Origin of the sequence: Thermoanaerobacter wiegelii Rt8.B1 (genome assembly GCF_000147695.2) — a bacterium.
In the GTDB taxonomy this organism is placed as follows: Bacteria; Bacillota; Thermoanaerobacteria; order Thermoanaerobacterales; family Thermoanaerobacteraceae; genus Thermoanaerobacter; species Thermoanaerobacter ethanolicus.
On sequence record NC_015958.1, the window covers coordinates 899,943 to 916,867 of the forward strand.

At 33.4% G+C, this 16,925-nt stretch carries 14 protein-coding genes and 2 pseudogenes; 13 read left to right on the forward strand and 3 right to left on the reverse strand.

Going from position 1 to position 16,925, the window contains the following annotated elements; genetic code table 11:
• The first annotated feature begins 118 nt into the window (after positions 1 to 118).
• The 3 genes and pseudogenes from THEWI_RS04255 to THEWI_RS04265 all read left to right on the forward strand — a co-directional run bounded on the left by THEWI_RS04255 (position 119) and on the right by THEWI_RS04265 (position 4,676).
• Positions 119 to 1,167, forward strand: a pseudogene (locus THEWI_RS04255) (YkvI family membrane protein).
• Between the two features lie 55 nt (positions 1,168 to 1,222).
• Positions 1,223 to 1,933 carry a DUF2225 domain-containing protein gene (locus THEWI_RS04260; RefSeq protein WP_014062581.1) on the forward strand — a complete coding sequence of 237 codons (711 nt, stop codon included), beginning with the start codon at positions 1,223 to 1,225 and terminating at the stop codon, positions 1,931 to 1,933.
• Positions 1,934 to 2,000: 67 nt separating this feature from the next.
• Positions 2,001 to 4,676 (forward strand): calcium-translocating P-type ATPase, SERCA-type, encoded by a 2,676-nt coding sequence (locus THEWI_RS04265; protein ID WP_014062582.1) that lies wholly within the window; start codon positions 2,001 to 2,003, stop codon positions 4,674 to 4,676.
• A gap of 45 nt (positions 4,677 to 4,721) precedes the next feature.
• Here THEWI_RS04265 and ndk read toward each other — a convergent pair whose 3' ends face one another.
• Both ndk and THEWI_RS04275 read right to left on the reverse strand, forming a co-directional pair.
• The gene (gene ndk / locus THEWI_RS04270) at positions 4,722 to 5,129 is read right to left on the reverse strand and encodes a nucleoside-diphosphate kinase (RefSeq protein WP_014062583.1); all 408 of its coding nucleotides are present in this window, start codon (positions 5,127 to 5,129) and stop codon (positions 4,722 to 4,724) included.
• Positions 5,130 to 5,134: 5 nt separating this feature from the next.
• Positions 5,135 to 6,532 (reverse strand): MFS transporter, encoded by a 1,398-nt coding sequence (locus tag THEWI_RS04275; RefSeq protein WP_014062584.1) that lies wholly within the window; start codon positions 6,530 to 6,532, stop codon positions 5,135 to 5,137.
• Positions 6,533 to 6,652: 120 nt separating this feature from the next.
• Here THEWI_RS04275 and THEWI_RS04280 point away from each other — a divergent pair, with 120 nt between their 5' ends.
• The 3 genes from THEWI_RS04280 (at position 6,653) to THEWI_RS04290 (ending at position 9,364) form a co-directional block, all read left to right on the forward strand.
• Entirely contained in the window at positions 6,653 to 7,462 is an 810-nt protein-coding gene (locus THEWI_RS04280; RefSeq protein WP_003871055.1) for a lipid II flippase Amj family protein, read from the forward strand.
• Positions 7,463 to 7,569: 107 nt separating this feature from the next.
• Complete coding sequence (locus THEWI_RS04285) at positions 7,570 to 8,058, forward strand: ribonuclease H-like YkuK family protein (RefSeq protein WP_003869099.1); 489 nt, start codon at positions 7,570 to 7,572, stop codon at positions 8,056 to 8,058.
• Between the two features lie 118 nt (positions 8,059 to 8,176).
• Positions 8,177 to 9,364, forward strand: a complete 1,188-nt coding sequence (locus tag THEWI_RS04290; protein WP_014062585.1) for an NAD(P)/FAD-dependent oxidoreductase — start codon at positions 8,177 to 8,179, stop codon at positions 9,362 to 9,364.
• 18 nt (positions 9,365 to 9,382) lie between these two features.
• On the opposite strand, the gene THEWI_RS04295 is transcribed toward THEWI_RS04290, so the two are convergent.
• Positions 9,383 to 10,252, reverse strand: coding sequence for a phosphatase PAP2 family protein (locus THEWI_RS04295; protein WP_014062586.1), 870 nt, complete (start codon positions 10,250 to 10,252; stop codon positions 9,383 to 9,385).
• A gap of 149 nt (positions 10,253 to 10,401) precedes the next feature.
• Here THEWI_RS04295 and THEWI_RS04300 point away from each other — a divergent pair, with 149 nt between their 5' ends.
• From THEWI_RS04300 to larC, 7 genes and pseudogenes are all read left to right on the forward strand, one after another.
• The gene (locus tag THEWI_RS04300; RefSeq protein ID WP_014062587.1) at positions 10,402 to 11,148 is read left to right on the forward strand and encodes a Yip1 family protein; all 747 of its coding nucleotides are present in this window, start codon (positions 10,402 to 10,404) and stop codon (positions 11,146 to 11,148) included.
• A 148-nt stretch (positions 11,149 to 11,296) separates the two neighbouring features.
• Complete coding sequence (locus tag THEWI_RS04305) at positions 11,297 to 11,788, forward strand: hypothetical protein (protein ID WP_003870899.1); 492 nt, start codon at positions 11,297 to 11,299, stop codon at positions 11,786 to 11,788.
• 66 nt (positions 11,789 to 11,854) lie between these two features.
• Positions 11,855 to 12,370, forward strand: coding sequence for a CDP-diacylglycerol--glycerol-3-phosphate 3-phosphatidyltransferase (gene pgsA, locus THEWI_RS04310; protein ID WP_014062588.1), 516 nt, complete (start codon positions 11,855 to 11,857; stop codon positions 12,368 to 12,370).
• 59 nt (positions 12,371 to 12,429) lie between these two features.
• Positions 12,430 to 14,490, forward strand: a complete 2,061-nt coding sequence (locus THEWI_RS04315; RefSeq protein WP_014062589.1) for a methyl-accepting chemotaxis protein — start codon at positions 12,430 to 12,432, stop codon at positions 14,488 to 14,490.
• A 148-nt stretch (positions 14,491 to 14,638) separates the two neighbouring features.
• Positions 14,639 to 15,438: pseudogene (gene larE / locus THEWI_RS04320) on the forward strand (ATP-dependent sacrificial sulfur transferase LarE).
• Positions 15,431 to 16,189 carry a nickel pincer cofactor biosynthesis protein LarB gene (larB, locus tag THEWI_RS04325; RefSeq protein WP_014062591.1) on the forward strand — a complete coding sequence of 253 codons (759 nt, stop codon included), beginning with the start codon at positions 15,431 to 15,433 and terminating at the stop codon, positions 16,187 to 16,189. The pseudogene larE and the gene larB overlap by 8 nt, the downstream one beginning before the upstream one ends.
• Positions 16,189 to 16,920, forward strand: coding sequence for a nickel pincer cofactor biosynthesis protein LarC (gene larC / locus THEWI_RS15235; RefSeq protein ID WP_041589201.1), 732 nt, complete (start codon positions 16,189 to 16,191; stop codon positions 16,918 to 16,920). The genes larB and larC overlap by 1 nt, the downstream gene beginning before the upstream one ends.
• Positions 16,921 to 16,925 lie beyond the last annotated feature (5 nt).

Consider the following 16,925-nt stretch of genomic DNA (forward strand, 5'->3'; position numbering starts at 1 on the left):
TGGCACAACTATTATTTTAACTCATTTTATGATAAAAAGTAAATAGTTTTTTACAAAAGAATAATATTTTTTCTCCCGCCAAAAATATATTTAAAATAGAAAGAAAGGTGGGATTTTTTTGATTAGAAAAGAGATTTCGGCTTTTAAAGTTGCTGCAACTTATATAGGAACAGTAGTAGGAGCGGGATTTGCTTCGGGACAAGAAATATTGCAATTTTTTGTATACCATGGAATTAACGGAATTATAGGGCTTTTAATTGCTATTTTTATGTTTGTGTTTTATGGGTATGTAATTTTGCGATTAGGTAACAGGCTTAATGCCTCCTCCTATAAAAAGGTCATCATGAAGGCTGGGGGACCTTTATTTGGAAGGGTGATAGATTTAGTAGTTACATTTTTTTGTTTGGAGCACTATCTGCAATGATAGCAGGTTGTGGGGCAATTTTTGAAGAGCAATTTGGGCTTTCTTCTGCTTTTGGTGGTGTAGTAATGGCAATATTATCGGTTGTAACAGTATTAACAGGAATTGGAGGAGTTATTTCTGCCATTTCTTTTGTCGTACTTTTGCTCTTGCTTGCCGTAATTATTGTGAGTATTTTTTCCCTTTTTTATGTACCAGACATTACGGTTATAACAACTGCTGACTTTCCTTTTAAAGCTGCAGTAAAAAATTTTGCATTGTCGGGAATACTTTATGCTTCCTATAATCTTTTGATGGCAGTTGCCATTCTTGCTCCTCTTGGACAGAAAACCAACGACAGGTCAAAACTAAGATGGGGAGCTATATTAGGAGGAATGGGATTAGGATTAGGAGCATTTTTGATATTTTTTACAATTCTTATAAATATGCCTACTGCTTCTTTATATGAGATACCCATGCTTTATGTTGCTGGTAAAATTTCGCCGGTTTTGAAATTTGTATACAGTTTTATTTTGATTGCAGAAATATATACTACGGCTGTTGGAAATCTATATGGGTTTGCGGCAAGGTTTACAGAAGTTGGGTCAGTGAAATATAAGATTTTTACTGTTGCCTCGGGGGGAATGGCCCTTATAGCTAGTGGGTTTGGTTTTGCAAAACTTGTTCATTATTTATATCCTATCGCTGGTTATGGAGGCATTATTATGCTTATTGGCCTTACATATAGAATAATAAATCACAAATAATTTCAATTTTTGAGGTATAGCTAATTTTTTATCTATAGAATGTCGAAAAATGTAGATGAGTATGTTAAAATATTTAATAGGACTAATGTTGGACGGAGGTGTAATATTGGGGAACAAATATTTGTACGATAAAAAAACTGTATGCCCAGTATGTAAAAAAGAGTTTACATATACCAAAGTAAGATCTTCGCAATTGAAGGTGGAAGAAAGAGAAAGAGATTTTTATACTAAATATAAAGATGGCATTAATCCTTTCTTTTATGAAGTTATTGTGTGCCCAAATTGTGGATATGCTGCTTTGGAATCTGAATTTGACAGAATAACTAATGACAAAAAGGAAAAAATCTTATCACTGGTAACGGCTAAGTGGGTTAAAAGAGAATTTTCTGGTGAAAGAACACCTCAAAAAGCGTTAGAAGCCTATTTATTGGCTTTATATTGTTCACAGATAAAAGAAGATAAACCCATAGTTTTTGCGAAGACTTGTCTTAGAATTGCTTGGATATATAGGATTTTAAATGATAAGGTAAATGAAGAAAAATATTTGAAATATGCATTGGATTCTTATATAAAAGCCTATAGTGGTTCGGATATATATGAGGAAGAAATACTTCTTATATACATGATAGCAGAACTTAATAGAATGTTAGGCAATAAAGAAGAGGCATTAAAATGGTATAATAAAGTGATAAATCATCCTGATAGGTCTCGATATAATTTAATAGTCAATCTTGCAAGAGATGGATGGCAAAGTTTAAAAGAATGAGGGCATGTTTTTTAGAATGCCCTCATATTTTATTTAGAGAGCAAAAAGTTTAAGAAAGGGGATTGGGATGTATTACGGTAAGAAGCAAATGCAACAAACAATTTACTACTTTGATAAAACTGACTTTACCGGCTTAAATAGTCAAGAAGCGCAAAAAAGGTTATTGAAATATGGGCCGAATATATTGGAGGAAGGGCACAAAGTTAGTCCTTTGCAAATATTTTTAAATCAGTTTCAAGATTTTATGGTGATGGTTTTATTGGCAGCAACTTTAATTTCTGCTTTGATGGGAGAATTAGCGGATGCTTTGACAATAACGATAATCGTCATTTTAAATGCTGTATTAGGATTTATCCAAGAATATAGAACAGAGCAGTCTTTGGAAGCTTTAAAAAAACTTGCAGCGCCTATTGCAAAAGTTTTGAGGGATGGAGAACAAAAAGAGATAGAGGCTTCTCAGATTGTAATAGATGATATTATTATTTTGGAGGCGGGAGATAAAGTTCCAGCAGATGCTGTTTTGATAGAAAGTCATAATTTAGAAGTGGATGAATCGATTTTGACTGGTGAGTCAGTCCCTGTCCACAAGGAAGCTGTAAACAATGTAAAAAGAGCGGTAGTAACTGATAGTAATGTAGTTTATATGGGTACTATTGTTACGAAAGGAAGAGGGAAAGCTATTGTAACTGCTACAGGTATGCAAACAGAAATGGGGAAAATTGCAGGAATGATTAAAGATATTGAAGGAGATGAAACGCCATTACAAAAAAGACTCAATAAACTTGGAAAAGTATTAGTAGCAGGAGCTCTTGCTATATGCGGTATTGTAATAGTATTAGGAATAATAAGAGGAGAGTCTTTGTATTATATGTTTTTATCAGGTGTAAGCCTTGCAGTTGCTGCTATTCCTGAGGGACTTCCTGCTGTTGTTACAGTTTCTTTGGCCATCGGGGTACAAAGGATGCTTAAAAGAAATGCATTAATAAGAAAATTACCTGCTGTTGAAACATTAGGATGCACTAATGTAATATGTACGGATAAGACAGGTACTTTGACAGAGAACAAAATGACTGTGACAAAAGTGTTTTGTGATGAAGAAGTTTTTGAAGTAAAAGGTGATAAAAGTAAAAAATTTACTACAATGAGAAATAAAGAGAGAAGCGCTTTTAGAAAGATGGTGGAGATAGGGGCATTATGCAATAATGCAAAGATTAAGAGGGAAAAGATAAAAATTGGCAAAGAAACTTTAGAAGAAGAAAAATACATAGGAGACCCTACTGAAGCCGCTATACTTTCTTTTTCAATGAAATCAGGACTTTCTCTTGAGTTGGTAGAAAATATTAAAAGAATGGAGGAAATTCCTTTTGATTCAGATAGAAAAAGGATGTCTGTTATTGTGGAGATAAATGGTGAAAAATATGCTTATGTAAAAGGTGCTCCAGATGTAATATTGGACCTTTGTACATATAAATATACAGAAGGCAGAGAAGTGCCCCTTACTGTTTTTGATAAAAAGAGAATATTAGATATCAATGAAAGTTTTGGCAGGGAAGCTTTGAGAGTATTGGCCTTTGCTTACAAAAAGCTTCCTCCTAAATTTCCAATGGCTGCAGAATTTATAGAAAAAGATTTGGTTTTTGTAGGATTGGAAGGGATGATAGACCCTCCTCGAGGGGAAGTATATGGTGCAGTTTTAAAATGTAAGATGGCAGGAATAAAACCGGTTATGATAACAGGTGACCACAAGATTACTGCAACTGCTATAGCAAAAGAATTAAAAATATTAGGGGAAAATGATAAAGTGATTACAGGGCAGGATATAGATAACATGGAAGATAAGGACCTTGAGAAAGTTTGTACAAATATTAGTGTTTATGCAAGGGTAACCCCAAAACATAAGCTCAGAATTGTCAGAGTCCTTAAAAACAAAGGTTTTACAGTAGCAATGACAGGGGATGGGGTAAATGATGCCCCTGCTTTGAAAGAGGCAGATATAGGTATTGCTATGGGAAAAGGAGGAACAGAAGTTGCAAAAGAGGCTTCCTCTATGATTTTATTAGATGATAATTTTGCCACTATTGTGGCAGCTGTTGAAGAAGGAAGAATAATTTATGACAATATACGAAAGTTTATACGATTTTTGCTTTCTTGTAATCTTGGAGAAGTTTTGACTATGTTTTTTGCAGCTTTAATGGCCTTAAAATTGCCTCTTGCTCCAATTCAAATATTAATGGTCAATCTTGTTACTGATGGGTTGCCGGCTTTAGCTCTGGGGATGGATCCTCCTGAAAAAGATATAATGATGATGAGACCGAGAAATGCTAAAGAAAGTGTATTTTCAAGATGGTTGGGTATAAGAATCATTATAGTGGGATTTTTAATGGCATTGAGTACTCTTGGAGCATATGTATTTGCATTAAGTTATGGGACATTGGAAAAAGCTAGAACTATAGCTTTTGCTACATTAGTGATGGTAGAGCTGATACACGCCTTTGAATGTAGGTCAGAAAGAAATTTAATTTTTGAGATAGGGATTTTTACTAATCCTTACTTGGTGTTAGCAGTTTTGACATCATTTTTGCTTTTCTTAGCTACAATATATATTCCACCTTTAAGTGTTGTGTTTAAGACAACAGTGCTTACTGGCTATGATTGGCTGGTCGTGGTGTTTTTCTCTTCAATAGAATTTGTATTTAACAATCTTTATACTGCTTATATAGTACCATTAACTAAGGCGAAGTGAAGTCACTTCGCCTTATTAGAGTTTATGCCCTGTCCACAAAAATATTCATGTTAATTCAGGAAACCACAGTGCTATTTCTCTTTTTGCAGATTCAATACTATCTGAACCGTGAATAATGTTAAAAGTAGTACTAGAAGCAAAATCACCTCTTATCGTTCCAGGGAGGGCCTCTTCCACTTTAGTAGCACCGTTTAATAATCTAACTATTTTTACGGCGTTTTCTCCTTCTAGTACCATTGCAAAGACAGGACCTGAGGACATGTACTGTATTAAAGGTTTGTAGTAAGGCTTGCCTTTGTGTTCCTCGTAGTGCTTTTCTAAAAGCTCAATTGTTGGAGTTATTACTTTTGCCGCTTTAAGCCTTAAACCTTTGTTTTCATATCTTTTTAATATTTCTCCTATAAGCCCTCTCTTGACACCGTCGGGTTTTACTATAGCAAGAGTGGTTTCCATTTAAATCAATCCTTTCCTTGTATTAATTTAACATTATTTCTCACCAGAGAAGTAAAAGCGCATATCAATGAGAAAATTCCTGCAGTTATATAAGCTTCTTTAATCGCAATCATAAAGGCTGCATTAGAAGAAAATTTTAGAGCTTGATAAACTTTTAACCTGTTGGTAAATATCGCACTTCCTACTGCGATGCCCATTACCATTCCTACATTTCTCATTGTTGCAAGGAAGGCGGAGGCTACCCCTAATCTGTTTTTTGGTGCACTTCCCATTACTGCACTGTTATTTGGCGTTTGGAAGATAGCATTTCCTATTCCAAAAAGAGCAAGGCGAGCCATAATGGCAAACATAGTAGATTTTTCCGTTAAAGTTGCCATGAGAAAAAGGGCTGTTGCAGAAATTAGTGCGCCAATAGTTGATAAAATTTGAGCGCCGTATCTATCAGCTAAAATACCGCTTAAAGGTGCTACGACGAACATGACGAGAGGGAAAGAAGTCATGATTATACCTGCTTTTTCAGTAGTAAATCCTAGATGCTGAAGGAGGAAAGGGGTTAAAAAAGTCATCGTGTTTTGAGCCATAAAGTTTAGCAGGGTGCTTATGTTTCCAAAAGTGAAAGACCTTATTTTCAAAAGGGAAAAGTCAAACATAGGAAACTCTACTTTGTTTTCTACGTTGATAAAAATTATCAAAGATGCTATTGATGTAACTAATGCGACTATGCTTGTAAGAGACGACCAACCCCATGTTCCACCTTCTGAAATAAAAAGCAAAAGGCTTGCAAGAAAAGCAAAGAAAGAAATAGAGCCATAAGGATCGAATTTTTCAGCTACTCCTTTGTTGTCAGGGACCACAATATGAGCCCATATGTAACCTATTATACCGATAGGTACGTTTATGTAAAATATAGAACGCCAGCCTAAGTATTTCAAAAGAAGTCCACCTAATGTAGGACCTATCGCGAGACCGATTGATATAGACATAGCGTTGATGCCAAGAGCTCTACCTCTTTCGTTTGGAGGAAACACAGATGTAATTATGGCGGAAGACATTGACATAAGCATGGCGGCTCCTACTGCTTGAAAAGCTCTCATAATTATCAACATATATATGTTTACAGAAAGACTTAAAATCGCAGAAGAAATTGAAAAAGTCAAAAGGCCGTACTGATACAATTTTTTGTAGCCTAACATGTCACCAAGTCTTCCAAAAGTCATCATTAAGCTACTTACAACTAAGAGATATGTCATGGAGACCCAGCTTACTGTTGTTATGTTAGTGTGAAAAATTTTTGTGAATTCTGGCATCGCTATGTTGACAACACTTCCATCAATTGGTCCCATAATACTGCCTATGACGACTGCAGAAAGAATTACCCATTTGCTGTAATGTTTTTGTGTCATTTATATCCCTCCGATATCATAGATTATACCACGATCTTTGGAAAAAGATAAATGTTGAAAAAAAAAGCATTGTACAATATAATTATAAAGGAATTTAAATAAAGAAACGGATGTGAACAAATGATAGATGCAAAAAGACTCATAATTGTAGCTTTCTTTACGATGGTTATAAATTTGATTGATACACTTTCTTATTCCATAAGACCTTCTGGTGTAAGAACTCGAAAGCTTGCTGTTGCTCTTTCGCTTTTTAACATTATGGCTGTGATATCAAGACTATCAAATATGATTCAAGCACCTTTTCTTGGCAGTATTGTAGATATGGCGATAAAAATGGACAAGGTTCATCTCCTTCAAAATGATATGAGAATTGTACTTTTTTCAGCTACATTAGGGGCATTGATAGGAGCACCCCTGATGCCCACTTTTGTATCGATTTTTACTGTTGCCATAAATGGAATGGAAGGAGCTGGAACAGTCCCTAAGCTTATTCTTAAGGGGTTTAGATGGAGTAATTTAAAAAAGATAAAGAAAAAGATTGTTCTGCCAAGGCTGTCTATGTTAAAAGGTGTCTGGAAGGCTAACATACCAAAAACTTTTTTGATATATAACGTTATTATTACTTCTATCTACACCACAGGTGTTATATCTTCACTTTACGCCGGAGCTATTATTCCTGAGTATAGAATTACAGCCAGTCAGCTTTCTGGTATTGTAAATGGATTTGCGACTGTATTGTTTACCGTTGTAGTTGACCCTGTGGCGGCTCTTATAACTGACCAGGCCTTAAGCGGTAAAAGGACCCAACATGATGTGGACAGTATGGTAGTGCTTCTTGTGTTTGGGAAAATTTTGGGTACATTGCTGGCTCAGCTTATATTTATACCAGCTGCAGATTTGATACTGTTTGTTACAAAATTGATAGTTTAACAAAAAATAAAAAATTTTAATACACTTTTTAAGAAAATGGTGTATAATAAAAATTAAAATAAGATTTAATTGCGCTAAGCAATTTGCAGTTAAAGGAGATGGGGCCATTGTATTTCATTAGCCCAACGAAGGGAAAAATGGATATTGATAAAATGTTCGAAGACATCATGGAATTTGTTGAGGGAGACCGGCAATCTAATTACAAATTAATGGTGGGCACAGACTCTCAACCAGGTAAATCCGTATGTTTTGTTACTGCTGTAATCATATACCGAGAAGGAAAAGGTGCCAGGTACTATTATAGGAAATTTTATAATAAAAAGGTGTTGTCTTTAAGACAACGGATTTTTATGGAGGCTACTTACAGCATTGAAATAGCGAATCAGCTTTTTGAAAAGATCAATCAGACTGATAAAAAAGATATAAATATACAGATTCATTTAGATGTAGGGGAAAATGGTAAAACGAGAGATATTATAAAAGAAGTGGTTAACATGGTGTTAGGATGTGGATTTGAAGCACAAGTTAAGCCTGCATCTTATGGGGCTAGCAAAGTAGCTGATAAGCACACTAAAAGTATGGCTAATATTGGATAAGACCTCTTAAAAAGAAGAGGTCTTTTTTATTTAAAAATATTATTGAATAATATTTTTAAAAAGGATATAATGTTTTTAGAAAATAATTATTGTTAAAATATTTATGGGAGATGAGCTTATGAAATACGTTTTGATAGGCAATGGTATTGCTGCTCTTAGTGCTTGTGAAAATATACGGAAAAATGACAGAGGAGGTAAAATAACCATTATATCAAAAGAACCTTATCCAACTTATTACAGATTGAAATTATCACAATTTTTAGGTAAGGATTTGAATTTTAAGTCTTTGTTGGTCAAGGAAGAAAATTGGTACACAGATAATAATATAGAACTTATGCTGAACACAAGTGTTAAAAAAGTTGACACAAAAAATAAAAAATTGATACTTTCAAATGATGAAATAATAAGCTATGACAGGCTCATAATTGCGACAGGAAGTTCAAGTTTTATTCCTAATGTCTTGGGGAGAGAGAAAAAAGGAGTTTTTGCAATAAGAAGTCTTGAGGATGTAAAAGACTTAAACGAGTTTATCAAAGATAAGAAAAAAGGCGTTGTAATTGGTGGAGGACTTCTAGGACTGGAAGCTGCCTGGACATTAAGACAAAATGGCTATGAAATTACAGTGGTAGAATTTTTCCCAAGACTTTTGCCAAGACAAGCAGATGAAGAAGGATCAATGATTTTGAAAGATATTATAGAGTCAAATGGGATAAATCTCCTTCTTGGAGCTGAAGTAACAGAAATTACAGGGCAAACTGTAAATGGAATAATATTAAAAGATGGAACAAAAATGGATGCGGATTTTGTAATTTTTTCTTCTGGTGTAAAGCCAAACATTGATATAGTAAAAGAAACTGAAATTAAGGTAAATAAAGGGATAATCGTAGATGAGTACATGAGAACAAATATAGAAGATGTTTATGCAGCAGGAGATGTTGCTGAGTTTAATGGCAAAATATATGGTTTATGGACAGTGGCAATGGCTCAAGGCAAGAATGCAGGTTTAAATGTTTCTGGCAATAAAACTCTCTATAAGGAAGTTACACCTTCAAGTACACTTAAAATAACAGGTATTGACGTGTTTTCAGCAGGTGATATATCGGGCGAAGGAAATATATCAAAAGGATATAGGGGAAATAATGTATATTACAAACTTTACTTTAAAGACGGTATTATTGTTGGTGCAATATTGATTGGAGATATTGGGAAAAGTACAAAGTTAAAAAATGCTATTGAATCAAAGCAAGACTTTTCAAATATTTTAAATAAAGGATTTGGAGCAAAAGATATAATTGAAACTATATAAAAAAGGCATAGATTAATTCTATGCCTTAATCGATTTTTCATTTAGTTTAAAAATGTTAAATACATAAGGTGCACCAAGAGAAAGCCACAGTCCGCAAATTGTATACCTTATAGCGTTAAAAATATTTCCAGAAGGCAACACAAATTTTAATCCCTCTTTAAGTACAAAAAATACAATTATGCCAATTAGTAACTTCAAAATTTGCTTTTGAAGAGGAGCATGGACAGTAAAATCAAATTTTTCTTTGTCTATAAAATAACCTATTAAAGTACCAGAAATTAAACCCATGTATTCATAAATATCCTTGTGAGGGAAAATTAATATAAAAAGCGCAGAGATTAAAATTGACAAAATAATTTTAAAAGATAAACTTATGTTAAAATTGCTTTCTTTCACGATGCTATCAATAAGTTCACTTAAAATTATAATTAAAATAGCTATCAATATTCCTCCAGCAATATCCATTGGCCAATGGACTCCTAAGTACATTCTGGAGAAAGAGACTAGTAACACAATAGCAGTTCCCACATACCACAGCCATTTTTTTTGATAGTGTACCATTAAAGTTCCCCAAACAGTTGTAGAACCTTGTGCATGGCCACTTGGGAAAGAATATCCTCCTGCCGATTGTGTAAAAATAGACCTTATTCCTGGATATCCTATAGGTCTTGCTATTTTTGTTATCTCTTTTAAAACAGTGTTTACATAGATAGAGCTTATCAATATAAGTCCCAATTTTAGACCAAATCTTTTATCTACACACCAATAAAAGATTGGAATAAAAATAAAATAAAAACCTGAGCTTCCCAACATGGTTACAGCTATAAAAAAATAATCTAAAAAAGGATTTGAAATTGTTTGAATAGCTTTTAATATTTCTGCTTGCATTTTATCACCTCAATATATATAATTCACCAAAAAAATTTATTTTCCTTCATGGTTAAAAAATTTAACAAAAATTTAAAGAAAAAAATAAAAAGTGTGGTAAAATTTATATAAGCATAATTTTGAATTTAAAAAATTGGGAGGTTATAGAAGTGAATTTTTTAGAGAGGTTATATGGGATATTTTTTCAGCCGGTAGAAACTATAAAAGAGATTGTAAGGGAAAAACCGATTTGGCAAGCTGTTGTTGTCATTATAGTTACAGGACTATTGACTGTGACAAGCAATTATAGGTTTACAATGGTTGGTACAGATTTTTTTACTTCCAGCTCAGGTATGCCTGATGTTGGGAGGCTAAGAGCTTTATTTGTTCCGATGGCTGTATTTGGGAGTATATTTATAGCTCCTTTGACTTACTTTGTTTATGCAGCAGTGTATCACTTTTTAGCGGAAATTTTAGAAGGTAAAATGTATGCTAAAGTGGAAGATAATGTATCTTTTGATCAAAGTGAAGAGAATAATGCTGAAATTGAACAAAAGGCAAGTGGTGAGAAAGAAGAGGTAGTAATAGGTACAGCAAAGGGCTTGTATTCTGCAATAGGGTTTGCAAAACTTCCCATGATTTTAATGGTTGTTGTAAACTTATTTGTACGTTTGTTAAATTCAAGAGCTGGCTTAATACTTACGTATTTATTTTTAGCGATATTTACGGTATGGGTAATTGTTTTAGAAATTATAGCTATAAAGGAAAATTATAAAATGAGTACGGGGAATGCAGTGCTTGTATATTTTCTTCCTTACATAGTTTTGATCGTTTTATTTATAATAATGATAATTTTTGCAGGTGCAACCTTTATAAGCATATTTTCAGAGGTTTTAAAAAATGTTCCTATGCAATAGAGAATAAAGTTAAAGACTTTGTAAAAGAGGAGGCTTTCTCCTCTTTTTTATTTCTATATTGTTTATTTGTCGAAAATTATTTTCTGTTTTTAAGCAGGATTTTTGAAATTTGTAAAGAATATATATTTATAGATAGGTGGTGTTGAGAATGGGAGAAAATGGAAAAGTTTTAATTAAAGATTTAGAGAAAAAAGACAAAAAAATATTTTCCTTATGGTTGCAAGACATTAATGTGGTCAAATTTTTAATTGATTTGTTTAAAATATCTCGAGAGAAAGATAATGTTTTAAATATACCTTTTGGGAAGAATAGGAAAATGTTTGTGTTGGAAACAAAAGAAGGCGTGAAATTAGGCTTTTGTGTGTTATACGATATTGACTGGCAACAAAAAAGGAGCAGCATGTATATTTATATTGAGAAGAAGGAAAATGTAGAATTAGAAACTGCTCAAGAAATAATTAATTCGTTGCTGAGAAGGACGGCTTTAAAGTATAATTTAAGAGATATTGAAGTCCACACAAAAAATGACGTTTTTGCTAAATGTTTTACCAACATAGAAGACTTTAAAAAAGAAGAAGATGGATATAGTTTCCGAATAGCTTTGGATGAGATGAAGTTCCCAGCAAATATGGCCCGATAAGGGCCTTTTACTTTTGATTTTTTTGTATTATAATTTTATTAAACTTGACAGGCAGGGAGTGTTTACATGAATATACCAAACCTTCTCACTTTTATTAGGTTTTGGCTTATACCTCTTTTTGTTTATACTTTTTTTTATGTGCCTGAAGGAAACATTTATGCTGCACTGATTTTTATATTATCAGGTATTACGGATATTTTGGATGGTTATATAGCGAGGCACTATAACCAAGTGACAAAAATGGGTACTTTACTTGATCCTCTTGCGGACAAGTTGATGATACTTACCGTTTTGACCAGTTTATGGATAAAAGATTTAATTCCTTTTTTTATTATTGCTATTTTAATGATAAAAGAATTTTCAATGATAATAGGAGCCGCAATACTTTACAAAAAACAAAAAATTGCTATACCCGCAAACAATTACGGCAAAACTGCTACTTTTTTCTTTTATATAGCTATAATTTTTTCAATTTTTGAATGGCCTTATAGTTTTACATTGATGATCATAGCTTTAGCTTTAGCAATTTTAGCATTTTTTATTTATGCTTTTGAATTTTATAAAAGAGCGAGGAGAAATTAAACTTTTTACAAGGACAAGACGATATAAGAAATAGTATATCAATCTGGGGGGGAGATATATTGAAAAAAGCTATAAATTTAAAAAAAATGAGGAATATCAATGAAGTATTGAATCTTAAAAAGCAGGTAAAACTTTCGAGTATACAAACAAAATTAAGTTTAATGATTATTGGCATTGTAATTTCTTCTTTGGCTTTAAGCGGGTACATATCTTATAGGTTTTCTGCGCAAGAAATTACTAATTCGACATTATCTAATATGAGCAATAGTGTTAGCTCAGTTAATCAAGAATTAAATCTTTATTTGGATAATACTGCAAGTAAACTCAGTTATTTTGCAAAGAGCGATTCTAATTTGTTAATTAAAGGAAATACAGAGGAAGAGACTACAGATAAAATAAACAGTGTCCTTATAAATTTAAAAAATATGACTCCTAATGCCTCTTTGATTTATTATGGGACATCTGATAAAAAAATTTATACTTTTCCACATGTTGATTTAAGTTCTGATTTTGACCCTACTACTAGACCGTGGTATACAGGGGGTGTGAAGGCTAATGGAAATCCTTTTTGGACAGATGCTTATAAAGATGAAGCAACTGGAAATTATTTAATTTCAGTATCTCAGTCCGTGTTGAATCCTCTTACTAATGAAGTGGTTGGCGTTGTAGGAATGGACTTAAATTTATATGGTATAGAAAATCTCCTAAAGGATGTCAAAATAGGACAGAATGGCATGGTCCTTTTAGTCGATAAAAATGGAATAGTTTTTTTGGATTCTACTAAAAAAATGATAGGAAGTAATTTCTATAAACAATCTTTTGCAAATTATGTTTTCAAAGAACAAAAAGGAGAAATAAAAACACGCTTCAACAATGAAGACAGTGTTGTAATTTTTGATACTAATCCGACTACAGGATGGAAAGTCGTAGGAATTGTAAATAAATCTGATTATCTTTCTGGAGTGTCAAAAATTAATAATATTTTTATAGCAATTATAATCATATTTTCACTCATTTCGCTAGTTATCGCTTATCTATTTGCTAGAAACTTTACAAGACCAGTCTACAAAATGTTAACAGCCATGAATAAATTAAAAGAAGGAGATTTAACTTCCTTTATTGATGCAAGAAGAAAAGACGAATTTGGAGTGTTAGAAAGGGAATATAATGATACAGTACAAAAATTAAGGGCTATTGCAACAAAAGTTAAAGAGTCGAGTGTTTCTTTAATAGAAGCATCAACTCGTTTTAGAGAGATAAGCGACGAAACAGCACAATCAGTTCAAGATATTGCAAATGCCGTAGATGATATAGCAAAAGGGGCTAATGACCAAGCACAAGAAATATCGGTAAGCGTACAAAAGATATCGGAATTTGGAAATGATATAGATGAAATTTTGAAAACTACCGAAGAAATGAAGAGATATTCAGATAAAGCAGAAGATGTCAAAGCTGATGGTTTGAAAAAGTTAGAGGCTTTAAAACAAAGTTCAGAGGAGACAAATAAGGCAACATTTTATGTTTTTGAAACTATTAACAAAATCAAGGAAAATTCTCATAAAATAAGTGTTATAACAGCAGTGATAGAAGAAATTGCGGATAAGACAAACCTTTTATCATTAAACGCTGCAATTGAAGCAGCCCGTGCCGGAGAAGCTGGACGTGGTTTTGCTGTTGTAGCCGAAGAAGTAAAAAAATTGGCTCAGCAATCTGCAGAATCTACCAATCAAATAAAAGACATAATAGAAAAGATGCAACAAGCAATTGATATGGCTACAAATGCTATGCAGTCGGCGGACAAAAGCATTGAAAAACAAAATCAAGCTGTAAAAGATACGCAAAATGCTTTTATGGAGTTTGAAGCTTTTATAAGTGGAATTACAAAAATGATAGACAATATAAATTCCTTTATGAATGCCATGGAAGAAAAGAAAAATGAAATTGTCATATCGATGGAAAGTATTTCTGCAATTTCAGAAGAGACAGCGGCTTCTACTGAAGAAGTAAGTGCTTCTACAGAAGAGCAGCTTTCAGCTGTAGAAAACCTAACAGATTCAGCTAAGAATTTAGAAGAGGTGGCAGTGAAATTAGATGAGGCTGTGAAGATTTTTAAAATTTAGATAGATTAAAAAGCGCTTAAAGGCCTTTACTTTTAAGCGCTTTGACATTTTGTTTATTTTAATATATGTGATAAAATAGTTATACACAGTATAGATGGGTATACCATAGGGGGGTGTTAATATAGAAATTAAAGAGAAGCTAAGGAAATTGCAAGAATATTTGTCAAGGTTAGATAACGCATTAATTGCTTTTTCTGGAGGTGTAGATAGCACCTTTTTGGCAAAAGTAAGTTACGATGTTTTAGGGAATAGAGTATTAGCTGTAACTGCCACTTCTCCGATGCATCCTAAAAGTGAATTAAAAGAAGCTGTAGAGCTTGCTAAAAAAATAGGACTCCCCCACTTGGTTGTGGAGTTTAATGATATTCTTGAAATAGAAGAATTTAAAAAAATCCTTTAAATAGGTGCTATGTATGTAAATCCAATTTATTTTCAAGGTTTAAAGCTATTGCAGAAGAAAAGGGCTTCAAATATATCCTCGAAGGCACAAATGCAGATGATGTGTCTGATTTTAGACCAGGAAGAAGGGCTTTAAAAGAATTAGGAATTTTAAGCCCTTTGTTAGAATGTGGCATAAAAAAAGAAGAGATAAGAATTTTATCCAAAGAGATGGGGCTTCCTACATGGAGTAAGCCTTCTTATGCATGTCTTGCTTCAAGGATTCCTTACGGAGAAGAAATAACTTATGATAAGCTTTCTATGGTAGAAAAGGCAGAAGAGGATTTGAGAGACTTAGGCTTTTCAGGATTTAGAGTGAGATACCATGGAGATATTGCAAGGATTGAGCTTCCAAAGGAGCAGATGAAGAGAATTTTTGAAGAAGGTATAAGAGAAGAAGTTGTAAAGAGGATTAAAGATGCTGGGTTTAAGTATGTAGCACTGGATTTAGAAGGATACAGAACTGGAAGCTTGAATGAACCTCATGTGAAGGTGGTAAAAAATGTATAATGAGAAAATATTGCAAATTTTAATGGAGTTCAAACAAAACAAGTTATCAACAGATGAAGCGCTAGAAGCTTTAAAGAAACTTCCTTATGAAGATTTGGGATTTGCTAAAATTGATTATCACAGAGAGATAAGAAAGGGATTTCCTGAAGTAATTTTTTGTCAAGGAAAGACTCCCCAGCAGGTTAGAGAAATTGCTTTTAACATGTATAAAAATGGGAGTGATGTTTTAGGGACAAGAGCCTCACAACAACATTTTGAAGCAGTGAAAGAGGTAGTAGAAAAAGCAGTCTATTATGAGGAAGCTCGTATAATTTCTATAAAAAATACGCCAATAAATAAGACAAAAGGCATAATTGGAGTAGTAGCTGCTGGAACTTCTGATTTGCCTATTGCTGAAGAAGCGGCTATTACTGCAGAACTTATGGGAAACACTGTAAAAAGATTTTATGATGTTGGAGTTGCAGGATTACATAGGCTTTTAGATAAATTAGACGAAATCAGACAATGCCGTGTGTTGATTGCAGTTGCTGGTATGGAAGGAGCACTTCCTACTGTTCTAGGAGGATTAATTAGTTCCCCTATAATTGCTGTACCTACCAGTGTAGGATACGGCGCTAATTTTCACGGATTGTCCGCTCTTTTAGCAATGCTTAATTCCTGTGCCAGTGGGGTAAGTGTTGTAAATATTGATAATGGTTTTGGGGCGGCTTATTCTGCCAGTTTAATAAATAGGATAGGGGAGAAATCATAATGAAAGTCTTATATTTTGACTGTTTTGCTGGAATTTCTGGAGATATGACTATTGCTTCATTATTATCTCATGTAGATGTGGAAGAGTTTAAAAAGAAGGTAAAGAAGATAGCTTTGGACAATTTTGATATAGAGATAGGTGAAACGCAAAAGAACAGTATAAATGCTAGGACTTTTAAGGTATTGTATGAGGAAGAGCATCATCACCATCATAGGCATATGAAAGATGTGAGAGAAATCATCGATAAGAGTGATTTAGAGGAAGAAGTCAAGAAAATGAGTGTTGAGATGTTTGAGAAATTAGCAGAAGCAGAGGCAAAAGTGCATGGTAAATCTCCTGAAGAAGTGCATTTTCATGAAGTGGGGGCAGTAGATTCTATAGTAGATATAATAGGTACGGCGATACTTATAGACATGATAAAGCCAGATAAGATTGTTTCTTCTCCATTGCCAGTAAGTTCAGGCTTTGTAGATACTCAACACGGTCTTATACCTGTGCCTGCACCAGCAACAGCAGAACTTTTAAAAGGAATACCTGTGTATAAAAGCGATATAGAAGGCGAAATTGTGACGCCAACTGGTGCTTCTATTGTAAAAACTTTAGTAAATGAATTTGGTGGTATACCGGATATGACTATAAATTCTATAGGATATGGAGCTGGTACCAAAGATTTGGAAATACCAAATGTTTTGAGGACATATGTGGGAGAGGAAGAGGTAAAAAAAACCTGAGTCAT

Coding starts and splice junctions, on each gene's coding strand:
- THEWI_RS04260 (WP_014062581.1), top strand. CDS start 1,223: ATGAGTATGTTAAAATATTTAATAGGACTAATGTTGGACGGAGGTGTA.
- THEWI_RS04265 (WP_014062582.1), top strand. CDS start 2,001: ATGTATTACGGTAAGAAGCAAATGCAACAAACAATTTACTACTTTGAT.
- ndk (WP_014062583.1), bottom strand. CDS start 5,129: ATGGAAACCACTCTTGCTATAGTAAAACCCGACGGTGTCAAGAGAGGG.
- THEWI_RS04275 (WP_014062584.1), bottom strand. CDS start 6,532: ATGACACAAAAACATTACAGCAAATGGGTAATTCTTTCTGCAGTCGTC.
- THEWI_RS04280 (WP_003871055.1), top strand. CDS start 6,653: ATGATAGATGCAAAAAGACTCATAATTGTAGCTTTCTTTACGATGGTT.
- THEWI_RS04290 (WP_014062585.1), top strand. CDS start 8,177: ATGAAATACGTTTTGATAGGCAATGGTATTGCTGCTCTTAGTGCTTGT.
- THEWI_RS04295 (WP_014062586.1), bottom strand. CDS start 10,252: ATGCAAGCAGAAATATTAAAAGCTATTCAAACAATTTCAAATCCTTTT.
- THEWI_RS04305 (WP_003870899.1), top strand. CDS start 11,297: ATGGGAGAAAATGGAAAAGTTTTAATTAAAGATTTAGAGAAAAAAGAC.
- pgsA (WP_014062588.1), top strand. CDS start 11,855: ATGAATATACCAAACCTTCTCACTTTTATTAGGTTTTGGCTTATACCT.
- larB (WP_014062591.1), top strand. CDS start 15,431: ATGTATAATGAGAAAATATTGCAAATTTTAATGGAGTTCAAACAAAAC.
- larC (WP_041589201.1), top strand. CDS start 16,189: ATGAAAGTCTTATATTTTGACTGTTTTGCTGGAATTTCTGGAGATATG.